The 19,610-nt window shown below is 66.3% G+C and carries 17 protein-coding genes and 1 tRNA gene; 12 read left to right on the top strand and 6 right to left on the bottom strand.

The genetic code is table 11. From position 1 onward, the window contains the following. Window positions 1-91 precede the first annotated feature (91 nt). The 7 genes from LK539_RS15980 (at window position 92) to LK539_RS15950 (ending at window position 8,339) form a co-directional block, all read left to right on the top strand. On the top strand, window positions 92-2,851 hold the full coding sequence (locus tag LK539_RS15980) for a pitrilysin family protein (protein WP_227802042.1): 2,760 nt from the start codon (window positions 92-94) through the stop codon (window positions 2,849-2,851). Window positions 2,852-3,113: 262 nt separating this feature from the next. Beyond that, window positions 3,114-4,343 (top strand): putative DNA modification/repair radical SAM protein, encoded by a 1,230-nt coding sequence (locus LK539_RS15975; protein ID WP_227802041.1) that lies wholly within the window; start codon window positions 3,114-3,116, stop codon window positions 4,341-4,343. Then, window positions 4,340-5,860: a UdgX family uracil-DNA binding protein gene (locus LK539_RS15970; protein WP_227802040.1), complete on the top strand. Its 1,521-nt coding sequence runs from the start codon at window positions 4,340-4,342 to the stop codon at window positions 5,858-5,860. The genes LK539_RS15975 and LK539_RS15970 overlap by 4 nt, the downstream gene beginning before the upstream one ends. Before the next feature lie 120 nt (window positions 5,861-5,980). Next, complete coding sequence (locus LK539_RS15965; RefSeq protein WP_227802039.1) at window positions 5,981-7,000, top strand: TraB/GumN family protein; 1,020 nt, start codon at window positions 5,981-5,983, stop codon at window positions 6,998-7,000. A gap of 79 nt (window positions 7,001-7,079) precedes the next feature. Further along, entirely contained in the window at window positions 7,080-7,304 is a 225-nt protein-coding gene (locus tag LK539_RS15960; protein WP_227802038.1) for a hypothetical protein, read from the top strand. Window positions 7,305-7,431: 127 nt separating this feature from the next. After that, window positions 7,432-8,172: a PEP-CTERM sorting domain-containing protein gene (locus tag LK539_RS15955; RefSeq protein ID WP_227802037.1), complete on the top strand. Its 741-nt coding sequence runs from the start codon at window positions 7,432-7,434 to the stop codon at window positions 8,170-8,172. A 93-nt stretch (window positions 8,173-8,265) separates the two neighbouring features. After that, a tRNA-Gly gene (locus LK539_RS15950) sits at window positions 8,266-8,339 on the top strand. A gap of 27 nt (window positions 8,340-8,366) precedes the next feature. Here LK539_RS15950 and LK539_RS15945 read toward each other — a convergent pair. Then, entirely contained in the window at window positions 8,367-9,131 is a 765-nt protein-coding gene (locus tag LK539_RS15945; RefSeq protein ID WP_227802036.1) for a LytTR family DNA-binding domain-containing protein, read from the bottom strand. A 168-nt stretch (window positions 9,132-9,299) separates the two neighbouring features. Here LK539_RS15945 and LK539_RS15940 point away from each other — a divergent pair, with 168 nt between their 5' ends. Continuing rightward, complete coding sequence (locus LK539_RS15940; protein ID WP_227802035.1) at window positions 9,300-9,812, top strand: SgcJ/EcaC family oxidoreductase; 513 nt, start codon at window positions 9,300-9,302, stop codon at window positions 9,810-9,812. Here the strand turns inward: LK539_RS15940 and LK539_RS15935 are convergent. Further along, on the bottom strand, window positions 9,809-11,041 hold the full coding sequence (locus tag LK539_RS15935) for a sialidase family protein (RefSeq protein ID WP_227802034.1): 1,233 nt from the start codon (window positions 11,039-11,041) through the stop codon (window positions 9,809-9,811). The two genes, LK539_RS15940 and LK539_RS15935, sit on opposite strands and share 4 nt — an antisense overlap. An 88-nt stretch (window positions 11,042-11,129) precedes the next feature. On the opposite strand from LK539_RS15935, the gene LK539_RS15930 reads away from it, so the two are divergent. The 3 genes from LK539_RS15930 to LK539_RS15920 are packed head-to-tail and all read left to right on the top strand — an operon-like array spanning window position 11,130 to window position 13,447. Continuing rightward, window positions 11,130-12,044: an aldo/keto reductase gene (locus LK539_RS15930; protein WP_227802033.1), complete on the top strand. Its 915-nt coding sequence runs from the start codon at window positions 11,130-11,132 to the stop codon at window positions 12,042-12,044. Further along, complete coding sequence (locus tag LK539_RS15925) at window positions 12,041-12,712, top strand: DUF6064 family protein (RefSeq protein WP_227802032.1); 672 nt, start codon at window positions 12,041-12,043, stop codon at window positions 12,710-12,712. Before LK539_RS15930 ends, LK539_RS15925 begins: the two co-directional genes overlap by 4 nt. A gap of 42 nt (window positions 12,713-12,754) precedes the next feature. Beyond that, window positions 12,755-13,447 carry a lysozyme inhibitor LprI family protein gene (locus tag LK539_RS15920; protein WP_227802031.1) on the top strand — a complete coding sequence of 231 codons (693 nt, stop codon included), beginning with the start codon at window positions 12,755-12,757 and terminating at the stop codon, window positions 13,445-13,447. Window positions 13,448-13,459: 12 nt separating this feature from the next. Here LK539_RS15920 and LK539_RS15915 read toward each other — a convergent pair whose 3' ends face one another. After that, the gene (locus tag LK539_RS15915; protein ID WP_227802030.1) at window positions 13,460-14,575 is read right to left on the bottom strand and encodes a succinylglutamate desuccinylase/aspartoacylase family protein; all 1,116 of its coding nucleotides are present in this window, start codon (window positions 14,573-14,575) and stop codon (window positions 13,460-13,462) included. Between the two features lie 160 nt (window positions 14,576-14,735). Between LK539_RS15915 and trmB the strand changes: the two genes are divergently transcribed. Continuing rightward, window positions 14,736-15,416, top strand: coding sequence for a tRNA (guanosine(46)-N7)-methyltransferase TrmB (gene trmB, locus LK539_RS15910; protein ID WP_227802098.1), 681 nt, complete (start codon window positions 14,736-14,738; stop codon window positions 15,414-15,416). A 30-nt stretch (window positions 15,417-15,446) separates the two neighbouring features. On the opposite strand, the gene LK539_RS15905 is transcribed toward trmB, so the two are convergent. The 3 genes from LK539_RS15905 to LK539_RS15895 are packed head-to-tail and all read right to left on the bottom strand — an operon-like array spanning window position 15,447 to window position 19,473. Further along, on the bottom strand, window positions 15,447-16,745 hold the full coding sequence (locus tag LK539_RS15905) for a sugar MFS transporter (RefSeq protein WP_227802029.1): 1,299 nt from the start codon (window positions 16,743-16,745) through the stop codon (window positions 15,447-15,449). A gap of 34 nt (window positions 16,746-16,779) precedes the next feature. Then, window positions 16,780-18,603, bottom strand: coding sequence for a DNA helicase RecQ (gene recQ / locus LK539_RS15900; protein WP_227802028.1), 1,824 nt, complete (start codon window positions 18,601-18,603; stop codon window positions 16,780-16,782). A gap of 36 nt (window positions 18,604-18,639) precedes the next feature. Next, window positions 18,640-19,473, bottom strand: coding sequence for an undecaprenyl-diphosphate phosphatase (locus tag LK539_RS15895; protein WP_227802027.1), 834 nt, complete (start codon window positions 19,471-19,473; stop codon window positions 18,640-18,642). Window positions 19,474-19,610: the final 137 nt, after the last annotated feature.

The following is a 19,610-nucleotide window of genomic DNA, read 5'->3' as shown; positions in this document are numbered from 1 at the left end:
TATTGTAGGGTGGGCGGGTTTCCGCCCACGCGGTCAACCGGCGCGTGATCGGACGGGACGCATACATACAACAACTGTCCACGAGACGCCCATGAAAAAACTCGCCATCCCTTTCCTGCTCGGTCTCGCAGCCGCAGCAGCGCTGCCTGCCCACGCCGCCGCACCGACCACCGCGCCACTCAAATTCGACCGCAAGGCCTACAGCATCGAGCATAAAAAATTCGTGCTGCCCAACGGCTTGACCCTGCTGGTCCACACCGACCACAGCGTGCCGGTGGTAGGAGTGAACATGTGGTACCACGTCGGTTCGCGCAACGAGAAGCGCGGCAAGACCGGCTTCGCCCACCTGTTCGAGCACTTCTTCTTCAACGGTTCCGAGAACTACCCGCACGGCTTCCGCGAAGCGATGGACGACCTGGGCGCGAACAACCGCAACGGCACCACCAATACCGACCGCACCAACTTCTTCGAAGACGTGCCGGTGTCGGCGCTCGAGCGCACCCTGTTCCTGGAATCGGACCGCATGGGCTTCCTCGGCAACTACATCTCGAAAGAGATGCTCGAGCGCGAGCGCGGCGTGGTGCAGAACGAGAAGCGCCAGGGCGAGAACCAGCCCTATGGCCGCGTGTGGCAGGAAATCTCGGCCAAGATGTACCCGTATTCGCACCCGTACTCGTGGTCGCCCATCGGCAGCATGGAAGACCTGCAGGCGGCTTCGCTGGAAGACATCAAGGAGTGGTACCGCACCTATTACGGCCCGAACAACGCGGTGATCTCCCTGGCCGGCGACATCACCCCGGAGCGCGCCCTTGAACTGGTCAACAAATACTTCGGCGCGATCCCGCCGGGACCGGCGCTGCCGCGTACCGAAAAATGGATCCCGCAGCTGGACCGCAACATCCGCGACGAGATGGAAGACCAGGTGCCGCAGGTGCGCATCTACCGCGCCTGGCACGCCTCGACATGGAAGGACGCCGACACCGCGCGCCTGAACCTGCTGGCCGGCGTGCTGGCCGGCTCCAAGAGCGCGCGCCTGACCAAGCGCCTGGTCTACGACAAGGGCCTGGCGACCAGCGTCTCGGCCGGCGTCAACGATGCGGAACTGGGCAGCACCTTCAACCTCATCGTCACCGTCAAGCCGGGCGCCGATCCGATGGAAGTGGAACGCGAGATGGAGCGCGTGCTGGCCGAGCTGCTGGACAAGGGCCCGACGGACGCTGAACTCAAGCGCGTGAAGACCAGCGACCTGGCCGACTTCTCGCGCAGCCTGGAGCGCCTGGGCGGCTTCGGCGGCCGTTCCGACGTGCTGGCCGAGAGCATGACCTATGGCGGCAAACCGGACGCCTACCTCGACCGCCTCGAGGTCTTCGCCACCAGCAGCCCGCAAGACGTCAAGCTTGCCGCCAACCGCTGGCTGCGCGCCAACCACTACACGATGACGGTGCGTCCGGCGCCCAAGCTGGCCGCCACCAAGTCGACCATCGACCGCAAGGTCCTCCCGAGCCTGGGCGACGCGCCCGAGGTCAAGTTCCCGGTATTGCAGCGCGCCCAGCTGAAGAACGGCCTGAAGGTCGTGCTGCTGGAGCGCCATTCGGCGCCGATCTTCAACGTCGCGCTGGCGCTCGACGCCGGCGCCGCGTCGGACAGCGCTGCCAAGGCCGGCGCCGCTTCGCTGGCGCTCGACCTGCTGGACAAGGGCACGAAAACCCGCGACGCCTTTGCGCTGTCGGATGCGCTGGAAAACCTGGGCGCGCGCCTGTCCACCGGCACCGGCCAGGACATGTCCTATGTGCGCCTGCAGGGCACCAGCGCCAACCTGGCGCCGTCCCTGGCCCTGATGGCGGAAGCGGCCCTCAGCCCGAGCTTCCCGCAGGACCAGTTTGCCCTGTCGAAGAGCCGCCGCATCGCCCAGATCGGCCAGGAGAAGGCCCAGCCGAACAGCCTGGCCATGCGCCTGGTCCCGTCGGTGCTGTACGGCGCCGAACACGCCTACGGCAAGCCGGCCAGCGGCTATGAGGGCAGCGTGCAGGGCCTGAACCGTGAAGACCTGGCCGCCTGGCACGCCACCTGGTTCAAGCCGGGCAGCGCCACCATCGTGGTTGCCGGCGACACCACCATGGACAAGCTCCTGCCGGCATTGGAAGCCAGCTTCGGCAAGTGGCAGCAGGGCGCGGCGCCAGGCAAGCAGATGGCGGTGGTGCCGCCGACCCAGGGCAAGCGCCTGATCCTGGTCGACAAGCCGAACGCGCCGCAGTCGACCATCGTCGCGACCCACGTGTCGCAGGCGTATGGTCAACCGGAAGACCTGGCGATGGAACCGGTGATGGCCAACTTCGGCGGCATCGCGACTTCGCGCCTGAACCGCAACCTGCGCCTCGACAAGCACTGGAGCTACGGCACCCAGGCGCGCCTCACGGAAGTGCGCGGCCAGCGTCCCTTCATCGTGATCGCGCCGGTACAGACTGACAAGACCATCGAGGCGATGCGCGAAGTGCAGAAAGAGCTGCGCGGCGTGGCGGGCGAGCGTCCGCTGGTGGGCACCGAGTACGAAAGCATCATGCGCAACGTGACCGCGCGCCTGCCGGGCCGCTTCAGCACCCTGGACGCGCTGGAATCGGCGGGCCTGTCGACCGTCAATCTGGGACTGGCGGACGACTACTGGAACAAGTACGCGTCGAACGTGCGCGCCCTGACCCCGCAGCAGCTGGGGACGGCGTCGTCGAAGTTCATCAAGCCGGACGAGGTGGTGTGGATGGTAATCGGCGACCTGCGCAAGATCGAGGCGGGTGTGCGCTCGCTCGGCTGGGGCGAGGTCAGCGTCGTGGATGCGGATGGCAAGCCGATTCGCTGATCGGTAGGGTGGGCGGGTTCCCCGCCCACGCGGTGATCGTTAGCGGTCGATGCGACGAACGGGCTAATCTCGCCACGTTTGAACGCGTGGGGTGATCTGGTCCAGTGGACCAGATCACGAGCCGCCCACCCTACGCACGACCCGAATATTTGTGATGATGTCCCAGCTTTGAACCGCCGACACGCTCGCACACTTGACCCCGGTCGCACTGTGCATACGCGCGCGATAGTATACTGTATGCCCATACAGTTCAGGCATCGCGATGGAACTTACCGACAAGCTAGAAATCCTGGCCGACGCCGCGAAATACGATGCGTCCTGCGCCAGCAGTGGCGCGCCGAAACGCTCGTCCGAGGACAAGGACGGCTTCGGCGCCACCACCGGCATGGGCATCTGCCACAGCTACACGCCCGACGGCCGCTGCGTCTCCCTGCTCAAGATCCTGCTCACCAACTTCTGCATCTACGACTGCCAGTACTGCATCAACCGCCGCAGCTCGAACGTGCCGCGCGCCCGCTTCTCGGTCGAGGAAGTGGTCAAGCTCACCCATGATTTCTACGTCCGCAACTACATCGACGGCCTGTTTCTGAGCTCGGGCATCATCCAGTCGGCCGACTACACCATGGAGCAGCTGGTGGCCGTGGCGCGCCAGCTGCGCGAAGTGCACAAGTTCCGCGGCTACATCCACCTCAAGACGATTCCCGATGCCGATCCGCTGCTGATCGAGGAAGCGGGCCGCTGGGCCGACCGCCTTTCCGTCAACATCGAGCTGCCGACCCACGACAGCGTGACCCGTCTCGCGCCCGAAAAGAACGTCCACACCATCAAGCTGGCGATGGGCTCGATCCGCCGCAAGCTGGACGAAAAGGCGGAGGAGCCAAAGGCGCCGAACTTCGCGCCGGCAGGGCAGAGCACGCAGATGATCGTCGGCGCCGACAGCAGCGACGACCACACCATCCTGAACACGGCCGAGACCCTGTACGGCAGCTATAAACTCAAGCGCGTGTACTACTCGGCCTTCAGCCCGATCCCGCAGAGCCCGAAGAGCGTGCCGCTCGCTCCGCCGCCGCTGCTGCGCGAGCACCGCCTGTACCAGGCCGACTTCCTGCTGCGCGGTTACGGCTTCACGGCGGGCGAGCTGATGCCGCAGTCCGGCAACCTGGCGCTCGACGTCGACCCCAAACTCGGCTGGGCCCTGTCCAACCGCGAGCACTTCCCGCTCGACCTGAACCGCGCCGACGAGACCATGATCGCGCGCGTGCCGGGCATCGGCATCCGCAACGCCAAACGCATCGTCGAGCTGCGCCGCATCCGCCGCATCCGCTGGGAAGACCTGTCGCGCCTGCGCTGCAGCATGAAGAAGCTGGCCCCCTTCATCGTCACCGCCGACTACAGGCCGGCGCAGGACGCGGCCAGCTCCCACATCCTCCGGCGCCACCTGGCCGACGCGCCCGAGCAGATGAACCTGTGGCCGGAACTGCAGGCGGCATGAGCCCTGGCGCCGCCGCGGCAAGCTTCGTCGCCGCCAGCGGCCAGCCGCTGGCGGTGAGCGACTTCGCCGAGTGGCGCGAGGCGGCGCGCGAACTGCTCAAGGCGGGCGTGCCGCCCGAGGCGGTGAGCTGGGGCACGCCTGAGGGAGGCGACCTGTTCTCGGGTGCGCCCCCTGCGGCTGGGCCGGACGATAATGCGGGCAACCCACCATTGCAATCGTCGCAACCGCCGCGACCTGCCAATCCGGGTTCGTCCCCGCGCGTGCCGCGCGCCCTGATGGAGATGCTGCAGAAAGCCGCCTGCTTCCGTGCCCCGGACCGCTGGGCCTTCCTGTACCGCGTCCTGTGGCGCTGGACCCGGGGCGAGCACGACGTGCAGTCGCCCGCCGACCCGGACGGCAGCCGCCTGCATGGCATGGTCAAGGCGGTGCGCCGCGAGGAGCACGACATGCATGCCTACATCCGATTCCGCGAGCGTCCCATCGATGCCGGCCCGCCGCGCTTCGTGGCCTGGTTCGAACCGCGCCACGACGTGCTGCCGCAGGTGGCCCAGCATTTCGTGGCCCGCATGGGCAAGGTCAGCTGGATGATCGCCACGCCCGACGCCAGCGTGCTGTGGGACGGGAATACCCTGCACAATACCGGACCACTGATGTCGAGCGCGGCCGACCTCGACGACGCCGGCGAAGCGCTCTGGCTCACTTATTACCGCAGCATCTTCAACCCGGCGCGCGTCAATGCCCAGCTGATGCAGAGCCACATCCCGTCGCGCTTCTGGAAGAACCTGCCGGAGGGCGCCATCGTGCCTTCCCTGGTCAGCCAGGCCGAACTCGGCGCCCGCAAGATCGGCCAGGTACAGGCGGTGGGGCGGCGCAGCGGCGCCACCATCCCGATCAGCGCCGAGGCGGCGCAGCCGGACCGCGAGCAGCCGTCCAAGCTGGACGAGTGCCGGCGCTGCGAGCTGTGGCAGTACGCCACCCAGGCGGTGGGAGGGGAAGGCTCGAAGCGTTCGCCGATCATGATCGTGGGCGAGCAACCGGGCGACCAGGAAGACCTGGCCGGCAAGCCCTTCGTCGGCCCGGCCGGCAAGCTGCTCGACCGCGTGTTCGCAGAAGCCCAGGTCGACCGCAAGTCCATCTACCTCACCAACGCCGTCAAGCATTTCAAGTGGGAGCCGCGCGGCAAGCGCCGTCTGCACAAGACCCCGGTCCAGCGCGAAGTCGAGGCCTGCCACTACTGGCTGGAAAAGGAACTGGCGGCGGTCAAGCCGAAGGTCATCGTGGCGATGGGCTCCACGGCGCTGAAGTCCGTCATGCGCAAGGGCACGGTGACCCTGAAGGACTTCCTCGGCAAACCGGTGCGGGTGGATGGCTGCTGGGTGGTGACCATCTACCACCCTTCCTACGTGCTGCGAGTGCCGGATGAAGCCTCCAAGCACGAAGCCTTTTCGGTGATGGTGAAAGGGCTGAAGCTGGCCTACGAACTCCTGGAGCGGCCGGACGTGCCGGAGCCGGAATGAAGCGGCGTCGCATGCATACAAGATGCCGCGCGCATGAAATGCGGGCGCGCCCTCATCCTTAAGTATTCGCTCATATTGCAGAGCTAAGCTTGACGGACAACCAACAACAAGGAAGTCCTGATGCTGAAACTCGCGCTTCTGCCCACGCTGTGCCTGGCCCTGTGGGCCGCGCCTTCCTGGGCCCAGTCCACCCCTGCCGAAACCGCGCCTCCTGCGGCAGTCGCTGACGCGCCCGCGCCCGAGCAGATCCTGGTGGTCGGCCAGAAGCCCGGCCCCGGCATGTGGAAGATTTCGAAGGGAGACCATGTGCTGTGGGTGTTCGGAACCTATGCACCGCTGCCAAAGAAAATGGAATGGCGTTCCCAGCAGGTCGAAGCGGTGATCGGGCGCTCGCAGGAATACCTGGCGCCACCGGGCGCCACCGCCTCGCCGGGATTTTTCAAGGGCTTGACCCTGCTGCCGTCCCTGATCGGGATACGCAAGAACCCCGACGGCGCGCAGTTGCGCGACCTCATGCCGCCAGAGGAGTATGCGCGCTGGACGGAACTGAAGACCAAATACATGCCGAACAACAGAGACGCGGAGCGCGAGCGTCCGATATTCGCGGCCCAGGCTCTGGCGCGTGCCGCCCGCAAGCAGGCCGGCCTGGATAACGACGAAGCCGTGCGTAATCGCATCCAGGAACTGATCAAGAAAAACAAGCTGAAAACGACGAACTCGGTCGTCGACCTGCCAATGGACAATGCGGGGGCCATGCTCAAGAATTTCAAGAAGACGCCGCTCAACGACGTCGCCTGCCTGTCTAAAACCATGGCTACGCTCGAGACCGACATTGCCGAGGCTAGCGCACGTGCAAATGCCTGGGCCAGGGGCAACCTGGACGAGATGCGCAAGCTCGATTTCGTCGAGCGCGAGCAAGCCTGTTTCAGCAGCGTCTTCGACAGCGCGGTATTCGACAACGAGCCTGCATTCAGGAACATGCGCTCGCTGATGCGACAAAAGTGGCTAGCCGCGGCAGAAAATGCGCTCGCCACCAATACGTCTACTTTTGCGCTCATGACGATCAAGGACATCCTCGATCCGAACGGCGTGATTCCGGCGCTGGCGGCGAAGGGCTACCGGGTTGAAGAGCCGGACTGAGGACCAGCCTGTTTGATGCAGTGCCAGACTATTCGATCAGGAAGAAAGCTGTCGTGACGTGATTCTGAGCAGGGCCGCCGTGCGCAAGGACCGGAACTTCCAGTCGGTACGCCCGCGCTTGAAGCCGCTGTGGGTGACTTCCGTGGAAAGCGCGCTGAAACGCAATGCCTTGACCTTCGCGCTATTGCCGATCAGGGATATCTTCGATCCGAAGGGCATGGTGGCGGCACTCGCAGCCAAGGGCTATACGGTCGAGCAGTCGGGTGAAGCGCCGGGTACAGGTTGTCGAAAAGCTTTACAGTGAAACAAGATGAAGCAGATGCAGAAAATATAGCACCGGCTAAATCTTTGTTTCTAAATGTTAATTTCTTTTAGTAAATTGCGGGCACGGTTTTTGCTCGATATCCTGCATTAATGCTTAAGGAGATTCAATGAACACCGTATCCCGTCTTACCCTGACCCTGCTGCTGGGCGCCATGTCGGCCTTCGCTACCGCCGGCCCCATCACCCCGGAGTTCTCGGTTTTCGGTCCGCTGCTGCAAGCGACCTATGGCGGCTCGGGCATTCCCAACGATGCTAGCGCCATTACTTTCCGTGAAGGCTTCCTGTTGGGGCTGACGGCACACCAGCGTTTCAGCGGTCCCAACCTGGAAAATGACGAGCAGGGCACCTTCTTCGCCAACCCGGGTACTACGACCTCGCCTAGCGGCCTGAATGGCTCGACCTGGAACATCGGCTATTACATCCAGGTCGACCAGGACTCGATCGAGGATAGCGGCCTGACTTTCAAGCTCCTGTACGACTTCGATGCCGGCACCGATACCGACGAGGCGCAACTGGGCGTGCTCAACCTGAGCGCGATCTTCCCGTTCGGCGCAGGCGGTTCGGCAGCCGCTACCAAGCAGGATTCCCAGAACCTGCTGTTCGGCTACCTGGCCACGCCTTCCTTCTTCGTGGCGCCGCCGCCGGGCGCGTTCAACCCGAACGCCAACGGTCAGTACAGCTTCGCGCTGGTCGCGTATAACGGCCAGGGCGATGAACTGGGACGCAGCGCCATCAATGTGCAAGTCGGTGCGCAATCGGCCGACGTGCCGGAACCAGGCGTCTTCGCGCTGCTCGGTCTCGGCGCCGCCGGCCTGGCCGCCGCACGCCGCCGCAAGCAGCAGGCCTGAGCGATCCCTTTGGCTTGCCCGCGCGGCGTTCCATGCCGTGCGGGCTTGAGAATTTGTCAAACAAGCGGTATGCCGCGTAGAATGCGAATTCACGCGGGTGTAGCTCAATGGTAGAGCAGAAGCTTCCCAAGCTTACGACGAGGGTTCGATTCCCTTCACCCGCTCCAGTCCCCCTCTTCCCCGACCTGATTCCTTCATGCCGACACACCAGTTGCGCGCACTGCTGCAACGTACGTGCGGCTGACCGGCACCTCCAGCCCATTGTGCAGCGTGAGCGACAGGCGCCCTTTGTCGCGGCCGAGCGAGCGCACCGCGCCATGCGCCACCCACCAGCTGCGGTGCACCTGCAGGCCGGCGCTGTCGCCCAATTCGACCAGCGCGTCGGCAAAGCGCATCAGGATCAGGTCCGAGCCGGCGGCCGTGATGATGCGCAGGTAGTGGTCTTCGGCGCTCAAGGCCAGCAATTCCTGGCCGAGGTGCGGAGGGATGCGCCGGTAAAAGGCAGGGGTGGCCTCAGGAACAGCTACCGGTGCGGGTGAATCCGCCTGCTCCCGACGTAGTAGCAGGGCCGACAGCGAAGGCTGCAGCCGGGTCAGGAACAGCAGCATCACCAGCTGGATCAGCGCGACGCAGCCGTACACGCGGGGGAAGACCGACAGCGGCACCGAATGCGCCAGCCGCGTCACTGATTCGACCCAGGCCACCGCCAGCGTGGTCGGCACGCTGGATACCAGGGTCACGACCATCAGGGTCCAGCGGTGGCGCAGGCCGGGCCGCAGGCTCGCCACCGCATGCGCGGCCAGCAGGATGTTCAGGTAGCCGACCAGCACCAGGCCGATCCAGTAGGCATAGCGTACCGGCACGCTCAGGTCGGTATAGGTGCCGAAGGGGCCGAGCACCGCAAGGCACAGCGCCAGGCCGAAGACGCTTGCCAACTGGGTGAGCAGGGGCGGATTCATTTCACGCTTCGTGAACGGCATGCGGGTGCAACTCGCGAAAAAGGGGTGTCGATCGGCGCAACCATGCTGGCCGGGGCCGGGCACGGTCAATACAGTGGGCATTCTAACCGCAAGCGCCGGGCCTGCCGAGGCCCTGGCTTGCGGCCCCATCGACCTCTTGGAGAACCCATGAAACGCTTGTTGAGTATGCATGCCTGCGCGCTGGCGCTGCTGTCGGCCGCCATCCTGCCGGTGCAGGCCGCCGCCCCCGCCCTTGCCGCCGTTCCGTCGGCCCCATCCGGCGGGATCGCCGACGTGATGACGGCGCTGGCCGACCGGTCCGACGCTGTCTGGAACCGGCGCGATGCCACAGCCATGGCGGCGCTGTATGCGCTTGACGCCACGACGACCATCGGCCGCGATATCCGGCTCAAGGGCCGGCCGGAGATCCAGGCCCATTTCACGCGTTCCTTTGCCGGTCTGCCGGCGGGGATGACGCACCGGACGGTCGTGCAGCGCATCGAGCCGCTGGGCGACATGTTCGCCGTCGACTCCCAGGTAGCGATCGAGATGCCGGACGGCGCCGGGGGCAAGCGCGTGCTGCGCGAGTTCTTCACCTTCGCGCTGGTGCGCCCGGTGGCCGGCGGTTGGGAATTCCTCGCGGTGCGCGCCACGCCGCTGGGCGCCGCGCCCAGGGCTTAACCGGGTGGCAAGCGCCGGCGCATCAGCCACACCCGGCTGCCCTGGCTAGGGGCCAGGCTGCTGTTGACCAGCGCGACCAGCCTGTCGCCGGCCGCCAGCTTCCTGCCGAGCAGGCCTTGCTGGCTGCCGTTGCGTCCCGCGTCCGCGCTGCCCGGGACGGCAAGGGGAGGGGTGAAACCGCTTCCCGCATCGACCGTGTAGCGCAGGCCGTGCGGGGGTGTGTCCCAGGCGACGTGCAGCCTGTCATCCGCGTCGAGCGCCAGCTGCGGGGCGCCGACCCCTTCGCCGGGCGCGGACAGCGTCCGCGGCGGGCCGAACACCAGGTCGCTGCCGGCGTGCGCGTAGCGGATCACAGCCGGGCCCTTGCCAGCCCCCTCCAGGTAGACCAGGTGCAGTCTGCCGGCCCGGTCCAGCGCCAGGCGCGGCGCATCGGCACGGGCTCCGGGCGCGCCGACCAGCACCGACTTCCCATCCTCACGCGCGACGCGGATGTCGGCATCTGCATCCTCGCCGACGGTCCAGGCCAGGTAGACGTGGCCATCGGCGCTGACAGCCAATGCCGGCGCCCGCGCCGGACGGGCCGCGTCGCCGGCGATGCGCCGCGGCGCGCCGAACCTGCGTCCGCCGTCGGGCGAACGCGCCAGCCACAGGCTGCCCTCGTAGTCGGTCCAGGCCGCGTGGACAGCACCACCGGGATGCGCCACGATGTCCAGGCTGCCGTTCGACCAGGTGGCGCGGTCGAGCCGCCCCTTGCCGTCGCCGGCGCGCGAAGCCGACAGGTTCACGGGGCGCGAGAAACTGCGTCCGCCATCTAGGGACCGCGCATACAAGATGTCGCCGCCGTGCGACCCGCCCGAGAAGATGATCTCCTGCCAGAGCAGGTGCAAAGTGTCCGCTCCGCTCGTGGCAATGCGCGGCATCCAGGAGAAGGTGTCCGGACTGCGCGAGACGTCCACCGGGGCCGACAAGGCCCGGCCATCGGCGCCGCGCAGCTGCAGCAGCACCTCCTTGCGGGCCTGGTCGGCCCAGGCGACGGCGAGCTTGCCGTCCTGCGTGAAGGCGATGGTGCCGTCGTCCACATAGTCGTAGCGCGAATCGTTCTGGCGCCAGGGGCCTTTGGTTCCGCCGCCGGCGGCGATCTCCACGACCGGCAGCCAGGCGTCCGCCCAGGAAGAAGCAGGAACGGGTGCGCAGGCGAGCAGCAAGGCGGCAAGGGGATGACAACGCATGGGACGAGCCCTCCGGCTGGTGCGCCGCGTGGAACGGCGGCGCGCTATGCTCGCATCCTAGTCCTGCTATCCGACAAGGAGCGCCCGCATGCCCCACGTGTCCCGCTCGCGCCGCCGCCTGCTTGCTTCGCTGCTGGCGTTGCCCGCGCTACCTCATCTTGCCCACGCACAGGGCCCCTTGCTCACGCGCGCGATTCCCTCGTCCGGCGAGCAGATCCCGCTGGTCGGCCTGGGCAGCTGGATCACCTTCAACGTCGGGCGCGACCCTGGCGCGCGTGCCGAATGCGGCGAGGTGATGCGCCAGTTCTTCGCCGGCGGCGGACGGCTGATCGATTCCTCGCCCATGTACGGTTCGGCCCAGGACGTGATTGGCGAAGCCATCGCCAGGCTCAAGCCCGGGCGGCTGTTCGCCGCCGACAAGGTATGGATCGGCGAAGGCGCGCAGGGCCCGGCCCAGCTTGAAGCCTCGCGCCGCCTGTGGCGGGTGCCACGCTTCGACCTGCTGCAGGTGCATAACCTGCTGGCCTGGGAAGCCCACCTGCCGATGCTGCTGCGGATGAAGCGCGAGGGCAAGCTGCGCTACGTCGGCATCACGACGTCCGAAGGTCGGCGCCATGGCGAGATCGAGAAAATCATGGCCAGCCAGCCGATCGACTTCGTGCAGATCTCCTACAACCCGCTCGACCGCGAGGTGGAGCAGCGCATCCTGCCGCTGGCGCGCGAGCGCCGCATCGGCGTGATCGTCAATCGGCCCTTCCGCCAGGGCGACCTGACGCAGGCGCTGGCGGGCAAGCGCCTGCCCGGCTGGGCTGCCGACATCGGCTGCCGCAGCTGGGCCCAGGCCCTGCTCAAGTTCATCATCGCGCACCCGGCGGTAACCTGCGCCATTCCTGCTACGTCGAGCGTGGCCCACGTGCGCGAGAACCTGCTGGCGGCGACCGGACCGCTGCCGGACGAGGCGCTGCGCCGCCGCATCGTCCAGGATGTCGAAAGGCTGGCATGAGCGAGTGGTGGACCTATTCGCTGTCCGACTTCCTGATGTTCTCGGCACGGACCTATTACCGCCAGTTCGAACTGATGAATCGTGAGTGGTGGCCGCTGCACCTGCTGGCGCTGGGTGCGGGGGGCGCGATCCTGGCCTGCATGCTGCGTCCGCGCAGCGCCGGCGCCAGGATCGCGTTTGCGCTGCTGGCCCTGGCCTGGCTGTGGACCGGCTGGGCCTACCACCTGGAGCGCTATGCCGATATCAACACCGGCGCCCCGTATTTTGCGGCCGGATTCCTGGTGCAGGCGCTGCTGCTGGCATGGGCGGCGCTGAAGTACGGGAGCAGGGTCCCGGCCGCCGGGCTGCCCGCAGGATTCGGATCGCTCTGCATGCTGCTGGCGCTGGCCTATCCCGTGCTGGCTGCGTTGGCCGGACGCAGCTGGTGGCAGGCCGAGACCTTCGCTATCGCGCCCGATCCCACCGCGCTGGCCACATTCGGCGCCCTGCTGTGCTGGCGCGCGCCATGGCTGCTCTGGGTGTTGCCGCTGTTGTGGTGCGCGGTGAGCAGCGCCACACTGGCCGAACTCCATGTGCGGACGGCCTGGATGCCGCTGGCGGGCGGTCTGCTGGCACTGGCAGCGGGCATCTGGTCCAGTGCCGTGAGAAAGCGTGCGTTTTCGGTCTGAATGCCGCGCTATCATGACCGCTACCTTGAGAAGGGCCACCCCATGACGCCACGTCGCACGCCATTGCTGCTGGTTTTCTCTGCCGTTCTCGCCCTGCCGGGAATGGCCGCCGCCGCGCCCATCGACTGCACCCTGGCGCGCAGCGACGTCGAGCAGGCGATCTGCGCGCATCAGGACTTGCTGGCAAAGGACCGGGCCATCTCGCAGCGCCTGGCCACGCTCGGGCAGCAATGCCCGGCCAACAAGGCGCTGCTGGCGCAGGGACAGACGTTCTGGTTACGCGAGCGCTGGGATTGCCGCAATGGTGAAGGCGCGCTGGGTCCCAGCGGCAAGCTGGCCGCCTGCCTGGGTGAGCGCATGGATAAGCGCTTGCACGACCTGGGCGCCGTCAGGCAGGGATGCGATTTTTCGTCGCTGGCGGGCACCTACCGCTTCGTCGACCCCGGCTATCTGCGCCAGTTCAGCCGTGCCTATGTCGGCAAGCCGGTCGCGGTATTCGGCTGGATGGATCTGGGCGCCTGCCACGACAGGACCGGCCCGCGCACCGTGGCCGAGCTGGTCGGTCAACCGGGGAAGACCCGCTTCCCTGTTCGGTTCAGCAGCATGCCCGACCAGGAAAAGGACTTCCTGTGTGCCCAGCAGCCTGCGGGGCACTGGCAGGGCGTGGTGAAGGACGACGGGCAAGGCGCCTATCTGTACCTGACAGATATCCTCGGCCAGAAGCTGGCCCCCTGAGCCAACAAGCGCTCAGGCGCTCAGCAGGTCGCCGCTGCGGAAAGACTCGGTCCCGGCGATCTTGCAGACGTGCATGCCACGCAGCAGGTGGCGGTGCGCCGTGCTGGCGAACAGCAGCCCGGGGTGCCCGGCCGAGAGGGTCGTCACCTGGCCGCTGACCGGGTTGACGATGTCGGCCACCGGTTCGCCCGCTTCGACCAGCTCGCCCAGCCGCTTATGGAACACCAGCACGCCGGCATGGGGCGCCGACAGGGGTTCGACCGCGTTCAGGGGCGTCGCCCGGCACGGGGTTTCCGGCAGCGGCGCGAGGTCGATGTCGAGCACGCCGGAGTGGCCCAAGTACTGGAGCAGGGCAGCCGCGTCCAGGCGCGCGTAGTCGTAGCGCACGTCGTTCTCGCCGCGCAGCTCGACCGTGACGGCGGCGCAGGCGGGCGGGATCGCGGTGCCTTCGAAATGGTCGGCCAGGTCCCACCACAGGCGGCTGCAGGCTTCATCGAAGGCTTCGCCGCCCGAGGCCTTGGCCACCAGCAGCACGCGCGCGCCCAGCAGGGCGGTCAGCGGCGCCACGGTCTCGACCAGCGGGGTGCCGGTGTACATGTGCAGCAGCGCCTCGTTATCGCAGTGCAGGTCGAGCACGATGTCGGCGTCGATCGCCATCGAGAGCAGGGTCTTCTTCAGGGTCTCGGTGTCGTCCTTCGGTTCCCAGCTGGCGACGTGCTTGCGCGCTTCCTCGCGGATCAGGGCGACGTTGGCGTCGATATCGCTGCCGAGCCGGCCCTCGAGCGACTTTTTCAGCTCGTCGGCGACGTGCTTGTAGGCGCGGTTGAAGTTGGTGCCTGACTTGAGATCATAGCGGCCGAAAGGGGTACCGTGCACGACCTGGGACAGCCCGATCGGGTTGGCGGCCGGGACCAGGATGACTTCGCCCTTGATCCGGCCTTCGGCCTCGAGGCGTTCCAGTTCCTGGCGCAGCACGTGCGCCACCAGCATCGCCGGCACCTCGTCGGCATGGACGGCGGCCTGGATATAGACCTTCTTGCCGCTGCCCGGGCTGCCGTAGTGGAACGAGGTCAGGTGGGCGGTGGCGACGTTCTCGTCGACGGCGATCGGGTGTTTCAGGGAATGCATGGAAGGGGCTCCGGTACGCGGCAGTGGCGAAAGCACGATTATGCGCGATTCTGCTGACGGACTTCGCACGCGCCGCCTGGGCTATAATGACAGCCGTTTTTTTCCCTCACTACCCATCCCCATGTCTGAAGAAAAGCCTACCAACGGCCCGGCGCGTTCCATGCTGTACGACCCGACTGAACACCGCATCCGCAGCTTCGTCACGCGGGCCGGCCGGCTGTCGACCGCGCAGGCGCGCGCGCTGGAGGAGCTCGGTCCCCAGTACCTGATCGACTACAGGAAGGAATTCCTCGACCTGGAGCAGGCCTTCGGCCGCAAGGCGCCGGTGATCCTGGAGATCGGCTTCGGCATGGGCGACACCACCGCGCACATTGCGCGCCTGATGCCGGAAAAGGATTTCATCGGCGTCGAAGTGCATACCCCTGGCGTGGGCAGCCTGCTCAAGCAGATCGGCGAGCAGGGCATCACCAACCTGCGCCTGATCCAGCACGACGTGGTCGAGGTATTGAACCACATGATCGCGGACGGTTCGCTCGCCGGCGTGCACGTGTTTTTCCCGGATCCGTGGCACAAGGCGCGTCACAACAAGCGCCGCCTGATCCAGTCGCCCTTCGTGAAGGTCCTGTGCGACAAGCTGGCCCCCGGCGGCTACATCCACTGCGCCACCGACTGGGAAGACTACGCGGTGCAGATGCTGGAAGTGCTGGGCAACGAGCCCCTGCTCCAGAACACGGCCGAAGGCTATGCGCCGCAACCGGCATACCGGCCGCTGACCAAATTCGAGAACCGTGGCCTGAAACTCGGCCACGGGGTCTGGGACCTGGTGTTCACCAAGAAGTAAAGCTAACGCGCCGCAGGGCGCGTTTTTTCATTAGGCGCCGTGCGGACGGCGCGCGTACAGCCCGAAATACACGATCACGGCATAGCACACGGCCGGCACGATCAGCGACATCTTCAGCCCCGCCATGTCGGCCGCGAAGCCCATGAGCAGGGGCACGATGGCCCCGCCCACGATCGCCACGCAGATCACGCCCGAACCTTCCGCGGTGCGCGCACCCAGGCCTTCGCAGGCCAGCGTGAAGATGGTCGGGAACATGATCGAGTTGAACAGGCCGATGGCCAGCAGCGACCAGCCCGATACGGCGCCGGTGGTGTTCGCGGACACCAGCAGCAGCGTGATCGTCACCGCTGCCGCGAAAGCGAGCACTTTACCTGGCGAGAACATGCGCAGCAGCGCCGCGCCGATGAAGCGGCCGACCATCGCACCGCCCCAGTACAGCGGCACGTGCTTGCCGGCTTCCTCCGCCCCCAGCCCCATCACGTGCGACTCCATCAGGTAGTTCACGATGACCGAGCCGATCGCCACTTCGGCGCCGACGTACAGGAAGATGCACAGCGCGCCGAGCGCAAAGCGCGGCTGCTTGAGCAGGTCGAAGGCATGCAGGATGTTTTCCGACGGCGCTGCCGTTTCCACCAGCTTGCGGCGGTTGATCCACACCGCGCCGCCCAGCAGCGCCAGCGCGATCGCCAGGCCGATGTAGGTGTTGACGACGACACGCGTTTCTTCCTGGCGGTAGGCGTCGAGCGCCGCGCCGCTCAAGGTCGAAACGTCCACCGTCGCCAGCGAACCCAGGATCAGGATTGCGCCGACGTAGGGGAAGACCGTGGTGCCGAGCGAATTGAAGGCCTGGGCAAAGGTCAGGCGGCTGGACGCCGTCTGCGGCTTGCCCAGCATCGAGATCAAGGGGTTGGCCACCACCTGCACGATGGTGATGCCCGAGGCCAGCACGAACAGCGCCAGCAGGAAGGTAATGAACATGCCCGAGTACGAGGCCGGGATGAACAGCAGGCAGCCCGCCGCCATCGTCAGGAGGCCCACCACGGCCGAACGCATGTAGCCGATGCGCTGCACGACGGCGGCGGCGGGGATCGAGACGAAGAAGTAGGCGGCGAAGAAGGCCGACTGCACCAGCATCGCCTGGGCGTAGCTGAGCGTGAACAGGTCCTTCAGCTTGGGGATGATGACGTCGTTCAGGCTGGTGATGCCGCCGAAGACGAAGAACAGGGCGAACACGAAGGTCTGCAGGCTGGCCGCATTCTGCGGGACCTGGGCCTGGGCGCCGTCCTTGGAAGGCGCGGCGGTGGTGCTGGTGGGAGTGGGGATGGACATGGTGTCTAAGGTTGAACGGATTCAACCTTAGACCTTACATCATCTCATTGATGATGGCGACAATTTCATCGCCGTAGGACACCAGCTTCTTTTCGCCGACGCCGGACACCCCGCGCAATGCGTCGATCGAGGACGGCTTGACCTTGGCGATCTCGCGCAGGGTGGCGTCCTGGAATACCACGTAGGCCGGCACCCCATGCTCGCGCGCGGTGCCCATGCGCCAGGAGCGCAGGCGCTCGAAGATCTGCTGCTCGGAACGCGACAGTTCCATTTCCTCGTAGCCGCCGCTGCGCGAGGACGAGGGGCGCTTGGCCTTGACCGGCTTCTGGTACTGGCGCAGCTGCACCTTCTGCTCGCCCTTGAGTACGGGACGGGCGGCGTCAGTCAGCTTGAGCGAGCTGAAGGCGTCGTGGTCCACAGTGACGAAGCCGAGCGCGATCGCCTGGCGCACGATGGCGCGCCATTCCTGCTCGGAGCGGTCGGCGCCGACGCCGTAGACGGTCAGCTTGTCGTGGTGCCACTGGGTGATGCGTTCCGTCTGCGCGCCGCGCAGCACGTCGATCACATGGCCGGCGGCGAAGCGCTGGTCGACCCGGTAGATCGCCGACAGCAGCTTTTGCATCGGCACCGTGCCGTCCACCTGGATCGGCGGGATCAGGCAGGTATCGCAATTGCCGCAGGGGCCGGAGCGCTCGCCGAAGTAGTCGAGCAGGCGCATGCGCCGGCAGCTCAGCGTCTCGCACAGGCCCAGCATGGCGTCGAGCTTCATCGACAGCACGCGCTTGAAGGTCTCGTCGGCCTCGGATTCGTCGATCATCCGGCGCTGCAGCACCACATCTTGCAAACCATACGCCATCCAGGCGCTGGCCGGCATGCCGTCGCGGCCGGCGCGGCCGGTCTCCTGGTAGTAGCCCTCGATGCTCTTCGGGAGGTCGAGGTGGCAGACGTAGCGCACGTCCGGCTTGTCGATGCCCATGCCGAAAGCGATGGTGGCCACCATCACGATATTGTCTTCACGGAGGAAGCGCGACTGGTTGGCGGCGCGCACGCTGTGCTCCATGCCGGCGTGGTAGGGCAGGGCACGAATGCCGTGCTGGCACAGGAAGTCGGCGGTTTCCTCGACCTTTTTGCGCGACAGGCAGTAGACGATGCCGGAATCCTGCGGGTGCTCGCTGCTGATGAAATCGATCAGCTGCTTGCGGCCGGTGGTCTTCTCGACGATGGAGTAGCGGATGTTCGGGCGGTCGAAGGACGACACGAACTGGCGCGCATCGTCGAGCTGCAGGCGGTGCGCGATTTCGGCGCGGGTCTGCTGGTCGGCGGTGGCCGTCAGGGCGATGCGCGGGATGCCCGGATAGCGCTCGTGCAGCACCGACAGGCGGATGTATTCCGGCCGGAAGTCGTGGCCCCACTGCGACACGCAGTGCGCTTCGTCGATGGCGAACAGTGCGATCGGCGAGGCGTCGATCAGCTCCAGGCAACGCTGGGTAAGCAGGCGCTCGGGCGCCACGTAGACCAGGTCGATCTCGCCATTGCGCACCAGGCGCTCGATGCGCAGGGTTTCCTCGAAGGTCTGGGTCGAGTTGAGGAAGGCGGCGCGCACGCCGACTTCTTCCAGCGCGTCGACCTGGTCCTGCATCAGTGCGATCAGCGGCGAGATGACCACGCCCACCCCGTCGCGCAGCAGCGCCGGGATCTGGTAGCACAGCGACTTGCCGCCGCCGGTGGGCATCAGGACGAGTGCGTCGCCACCGCTGGCCACGTGCTCGACGATCTCGGCCTGCTGCCCGCGGAAGGCGGGATAGCCGAAGACCGTCTCGAGGACGTGCAACGCGCGCGCTTGAAGCTCGGAAGTCATGCTGAACGTGTTTCTACAGGTTTGCCTGGTGTTGTGTTATTCCGCCCAGGTCACCAGGTTGAAGTGCGCGGTCACGAGAACGACGATACCGAATACGATACGGTACCAGGCGAAGATCGTGAAGTCGTGCGTGCTGATGTAGCGCAGGAGCCAGCGCACGCACAGGAAGGCCGAGGCGAAGGCCGCAAGGCCGCCCAGGCCGAACATCGGCAGGTCGGCCATCGACAGCAGGTGGCGCTCCTTGACCACCGAGTACACGGTGGCCGACAGCAGGGTCGGGATCGCCAGGAAGAAGGAGAATTCGGTGGCGGCCTTGCGCGACAGGCCGAACAGCATGCCGCCGATGATGGTCGCGCCCGAGCGGCTGGTGCCCGGGATCAGGGCGAAGGCCTGGGCAATACCCACCTTCAGCGCGTCCAGGGTGCTCATTTCGTCCACGGTCTCGACGCGCGCCACGCGGTCCTTGCCGGTATGGCGGCGTTCGACCCACAGGATCACCAGGCCGCCCACGATGAAGGCGGTGGCCACCGGTACCGGCGCGAACAGCTCGGCCTTGATCGCCTTGTTGAACAGGAAGCCGAGCACGGCCGCCGGCATGAAGGCGACGATCAGCTTGAGGACGAATTGCTGCTGCTTCGGATCCGAGCCGAGGCCGGCGAGGACGGCGCCGATGCGCTGGCGGTATTCCCAGATCACGGCCAGCATGGCGCCGGCCTGGATGGCGATCTCGAAGACCTTGACCTTCTCGCCGGTGAAATTGAGCAGGCTGCCTGCCAGGATCAGGTGGCCGGTGGAAGAAATCGGAAGGAATTCGGTGAAGCCTTCGACCAGGCCCATGATGATCGCCTTGACGGCGAGAAGAATATCCATGTACGCGTTATTCAGTTCGGCTGAGGGAGAGTGACGGGAGTACGGCGGGGTCGAAGCTTAACATGATCACAACAGACGGCGTCGCCCGTCGTGTCCGGTCCAAGATTGTACCGCGCCAGGCTTGCCGTAGGGTTAGC

The organism is Massilia sp. IC2-476, from assembly GCF_020707295.1.
Classification (GTDB): Bacteria; Pseudomonadota; Gammaproteobacteria; order Burkholderiales; family Burkholderiaceae_D; genus Telluria.
Note: the sequence above shows the minus strand (reverse complement) of the source record. Positions and strands in the feature narration are given on the sequence as shown.